The organism is Halalkalibacterium ligniniphilum, from assembly GCF_000334155.1.
Taxonomy (GTDB): Bacteria; Bacillota; Bacilli; order Bacillales; family Bacillaceae_D; genus Halalkalibacterium; species Halalkalibacterium ligniniphilum.
In genome coordinates this window covers 1-4,885 of sequence record NZ_ANNK01000003.1, presented here as the reverse complement: position 1 = coordinate 4,885, position 4,885 = coordinate 1, and the positions used below count along the sequence as shown (strand labels likewise).

Below are 4,885 nucleotides of genomic sequence, written 5' to 3'. Positions count from 1 at the left end.
CGGAACAGTTCGGAACACTTGAATCCCTATTCCCAGGTCGAATCGATCTCGGTCTTGGTCGTGCGCCAGGAACGGATCAGTTAACAGCCCATGCTTTAAGACGAGACCGTCGAAGCGATGGCCATGATTTCCCAGAGCAATTAGCTGAACTACGTGCCTATTTCGATCCTTCCCTTGCTTCAGGAAGAATGCCCGTGCGAGCGATTCCAGGCGAAGGCTTGAATATTCCCATTTGGTTATTAGGTTCAAGCGGATTCAGCGCACAGCTAGCTGGACAGCTTGGTCTTCCTTTTGCCTTCGCTAGCCACTTCTCACCGAAATACACACTTCCGGCTCTCGAGATCTATCGCCGACACTTCAAGCCTTCAAAGGTCCTTGAGAAGCCGTATGCAATGGTTGGTCTAAACATTGTTGCTGCAGATACGGATGAAAAAGCAAGCCTGCTCGCTACGACCCTACAGCAGCAATTCTTGAACTTGATACGAAATCATGAAGCACCACTGCAGCCACCAGTGGAGAACTTTGATGAGCTCATTACCGACTATGAAAAAGAGGCGTTGAAGCAACAGCTCGGCTCTTCAATCATTGGTAGCGCAAAAACGGTGAAAGAAAAGCTTCAAACATTTTTGGATGAAACTCAAGCCGACGAAATTATGGTCAATGCGCAAATCTATGATCACGAGGCACGCCTTCGTTCACTCGAAATCGTCGCTGACATTACGAAATAAGGAAACAGCTCAAAAGAGGCTGGGACATAACGAACGTGTATGATTGAACATGCGAACAATGCACAACCTTAGCGGAGGAAATAGACGTAGACTTCTGCGGGATCAAAGGCAAGGGTGAGACCCCACAGTGCAAAAAGCACGAGGAGGCTCACCAGCCGCCCGCGGAAAGCGAAGGATATTTCCGAAGCGAATGCTATGCATCATTTCTCATAATAAAAACTCTTTTGGCCCAGCCTCGCTTTTTATCTTACTTTCCATTCGGCTAAACCTACTTATCCCTTAGCCAACAACATTTAACAAAAGCAAAGGACAATGATCCTGCTCACTATTGCCTAGCTAGCAATATCTAGCAATATCTAATTTATAGGAAAAACTGTTTTTCGGGCAAGTGTAATTAGGACTGTAGACCTAGTCATTATGTATCGTTTTTATATTTCTTGTCCAATCTTGTTAACATTTCTGTTTTTTTGACGAAAAAAAAAGAGAGACTTATTCGACAAAAGAAGAGGTGCACAAATTGAAAAGCATTGGTAGAAAGCTGTTATTGTCCTTTGGAGCATTACTGCTTTTAGTAAGCTTATCCTTAGGCATTATTACCTATATGAACACGGCAGCAATTGTAGAAACAGAAGCGGAAAATGCTCTTGTTAATAAAGCCCATGATAGTGCTTTACTTGTTGGTGAGCGTTTATCGACGAGTCTGGCTGAAATTAGTGCCATTGCCTCTCGTAATGCTTTAATAAGTATGGATTGGGACGTACAAAAGCCCGCATTAGAAACAGATTTTGAAAGGCTTGACTACTTAGCCTTTGCCGTCGTAACACCAGATGGAATGGCCCGCTATCTCGATGAAACTACCTTAGATCTCAGTGATCGCCCATATGTCCAGCGAGCATTTGAAGGTGAAGCGAATGTTTCAGATGTAATTATTAGCCGAGCAACCAATGAACCAGTCGTCATGGTCACTGCACCGATAATTGACGGTGGAGAGGTTGTAGGAGCACTTGTAGCTCGAATGGATGCTGGCTTTTTAAGTAATATGGTTGAAGATATATCCTATGGGGAATCGGGCTACGCCTTTGTTGTCAATGAACAAGGAACAATGATTGCAAACCGCGATCGTGAGCTTGTCCAAAATCAATTCAATTATATTGACGCCGCTAAAACGGATACACAATTTGCTTCCCTTGCAGAATCGATCACTACCATGGTTGAACAAGAGGAAGGGATTAGTCAATTTACCTATGACGGTGTTCCGCAGTATCTTGGCTTTTCGACATTAGAAAATACGGGATGGACAATTGGGGTTGGCGTCCCAGAAACCGAAGTGTTGGCTCCATTGCAAAGGCTTCAGATCTTTATGGTTATTGCGACTGTCATTATATTAGCTGTTGGAATCGCCTTGGTTTTCATTATTTCTCGCAACATTGTCAAACCGATTGTAACCGTGACAGCACTTGGTGAGCATATGAGCCAAAATGACTTTACCCATCATGTGCCAGATGCATTATTAAAAAGAAAAGATGAGGTCGGCGTTCTAGCACAGATGTTCAAAAGGATCTCAGACAATATGAACAAGATGATTAGCCAAGTTAGATCCGGTTCTGAGCAGGTGTTACAGTCCGCTAAAGTCATGAATGAGAACGCACAAAAGTCATCTGAAATGGCGATGGAAGTAACCGAGTCGATTCGAGAGGTTGCCCAAGGTGCTGCTACACAAGTTCAAAGCTCTGAAGAAAGTGCACAAGCAATGGAAGAGCTATCACAAGGCGTCCAGCTCATTGCTGAGTCGGCGTCCGTGATTTCCGAATCGTCATCGGCCATGAATAAAAACGCTGATGAAGGGTACACAGCTGTTCAATCGGCCATCGAGCAAATGAATTCCATTCAAAAAGGAACAAATGAAACACGCTCGACGATTCATTTATTGGAGAATGACTCCCAACAAATTGGTCAAATCATCAATGTTATCACTGACATTTCCGAGCAAACAAATCTCTTGGCTCTGAACGCTGCGATTGAAGCAGCAAGAGCAGGAGAAGCAGGAAAAGGGTTTTCAGTCGTTGCGGATGAAATCCGAAAGCTTTCTGATCAAACCGCAAATTCGGCGAACCAGATTAAAGGCTTAATCAAAAAAATCCAATCAAACACGGAAAAGTCTGTATCCTCCATTGCCGCTAGCACGGTCGACGTGACAAAAGGAATCAATAAGATTAACGAGGTTGGAACGAAATTCAACCAAATTTTAAAGTCCATTGAAGATGTAACAACAAAAATCGAAGAAATGTCTGCCACTTCTGAGGAAATGTCAGCAAGCACCGAAGAAATCTCTGCTTCCGTTCAAGAAATGGCAGGAACAGCTGAAACGGCGTCAAAAAATGCACAGCTAGTAACAGAAACCTCTGAGCAACAATTGAACGTCATTAATGAAATAAATGAGGCAGCTAGTTCCTTATCCGACATGTCAAATAAATTAAATGAACTCGTTCGCCAGTTTAAAGTTGATTAAATTCCTTATACTATTTTAGTCACTTTAATTCATGTGATTTTAAAGATTAATAGGCATAATAGAGGCTGGGGCATAACGAACGTGTATGATTGAACATGCGAACAATGCATAACCTTAGCGGAGTATATTTCCGTAGCGAATGCTATGCAGCAACGATCATGACGTTCGGATGTCTCATCAATAAAAACTCTTTTGTCCCAGCCCCTTTTATCCATACTAACAGTCAAGCCAAAGTGAAGAGCCACTATCGTCAGCTACATCGATAACAAGTTAGTTAATACGCATGAAAGGAAATGTACCTTTTTGAATGTGCTCGAGCACCCGACCAGGCGTCCCAACGACAACATGACTTTTTTGCTTTAACTCAGCTTTTTGCTTATCGAAAGGCTGCTTTCCATAAATCGCTGTCGGTTGAGAATATCCTAAATTGTCCAAAGCACGTGTGATCTCTCCACTAATTTGATAATCCTTAAAACGTCTTTTACTCATATCCCAGCCTCTTGAAGCTCAATTTTTTAAAGCATACCATTCTGTATAAGACTTCTTGTATCCCTGTTTGCAAAAACAACAAAAATACATTGAGTAAAGCTTACGTCCATTTCTAATAAACAATTGTTTCAATTCTATTTCGTTTTAGAGACAAAGCGGTTGCCTTCTATCCACAACCGCCATGGGTAATCTCGAGCCTCTCTGCTGTTCGGAATTCCAATCCTTGGACCACTGGCAACAGATTTAACTTTTTTTCCTTCAGCAATAAAAAGGGGTTTTTCAAAGAAAGCTCTTCCGTAATCACCTTTTTCAATGCCAAGAGCTTTCGTTAGCTTCCCTGGACCATTTGTAAGCTCCTGCTCCTTTTTATCCTCACCACGCCGCTTGTACATCAGTTCTTTTCCCGTACATGGTTCTAACGCTCGAATTAACACGGCCTCTGGTTCGCCAACCTCTCCACTCACTACATTCACGAGACAATGTGTATGCATGACATACGTATAGACGTACCCAGGTGGACCAAACATCACTTCCGTCCGTGTTGTCCTTCGATTTCCAAAGCTATGGGCAGCACGATCATTAGGGCCCATGTACGCCTCCGTCTCTACGATCCATCCTGAAGCCGTTCCTACCTCTGTTTCCTTTACAAGCAACATCCCCAGCAAAGAGTGAGCCAGCTGTAGAGTAGGCTGTTGAAAAAAGGAAGAATCGATCGGTTGAAAAGACATAACCCTCACCTCTCTTATCAATTCCATCGTTCCCAAATAACCAATCAACCTTCCAAAGGTTTCATATTGGACCACCAAAACCACTTTGACTTGATCACAGCAGAAAATTGTGACAAGCATCCCTCAAAAAGGCTTTTTTGGACATCCTAAGGGATTATTCAATCTTTGAAGGGTGTAAAATAAGTAAGATCAGTTGGGAGCGTACCCTTTAAATCATGTCATCCATTTCTAGCATAGTTACACATACATGATGTACCTTTGCTCATGTTGTGATAGAGGTTTTTTAACTTTAGACATTATGTCCCCAAACATTTTGTGCCTCATGCTCGGTTAAATTTCAGCAAAAAGAGGCTGGGACATGAAAATGCGAACAATGCATAACCTTAGCGAGGAAATATACGTAAACTCCTGCGGGATTAAAGGCAAGGGTA

General features: G+C 42.7%; 3 protein-coding genes and 1 pseudogene. 2 read left to right on the top strand and 2 right to left on the bottom strand.

Going from position 1 to position 4,885, the window contains the following annotated elements:
- A partial coding sequence (locus BLT_RS0100450; RefSeq protein WP_017725867.1) for an LLM class flavin-dependent oxidoreductase occupies window positions 1-728 on the top strand: 728 nt, incomplete at its 5' end.
- Between the two features lie 517 nt (window positions 729-1,245).
- Window positions 1,246-3,237 (top strand): methyl-accepting chemotaxis protein, encoded by a 1,992-nt coding sequence (locus tag BLT_RS0100445; protein ID WP_017725866.1) that lies wholly within the window; start codon window positions 1,246-1,248, stop codon window positions 3,235-3,237.
- 273 nt (window positions 3,238-3,510) lie between these two features.
- Here BLT_RS0100445 and BLT_RS0100440 read toward each other — a convergent pair.
- Window positions 3,511-3,726 (bottom strand): annotated as a pseudogene (locus BLT_RS0100440) (hypothetical protein); the annotation flags it as partial.
- A 134-nt stretch (window positions 3,727-3,860) separates the two neighbouring features.
- The gene (locus tag BLT_RS0100435; RefSeq protein WP_026104906.1) at window positions 3,861-4,454 is read right to left on the bottom strand and encodes a DNA-3-methyladenine glycosylase; all 594 of its coding nucleotides are present in this window, start codon (window positions 4,452-4,454) and stop codon (window positions 3,861-3,863) included.
- Between the last annotated feature and the right edge of the window lie 431 nt (window positions 4,455-4,885).

Excerpts from the sequence above, each read along its gene's own strand:
- BLT_RS0100435 (WP_026104906.1), bottom strand. The coding sequence starts at position 4,454 with ATGTCTTTTCAACCGATCGATTCTTCCTTTTTTCAACAGCCTACTCTA.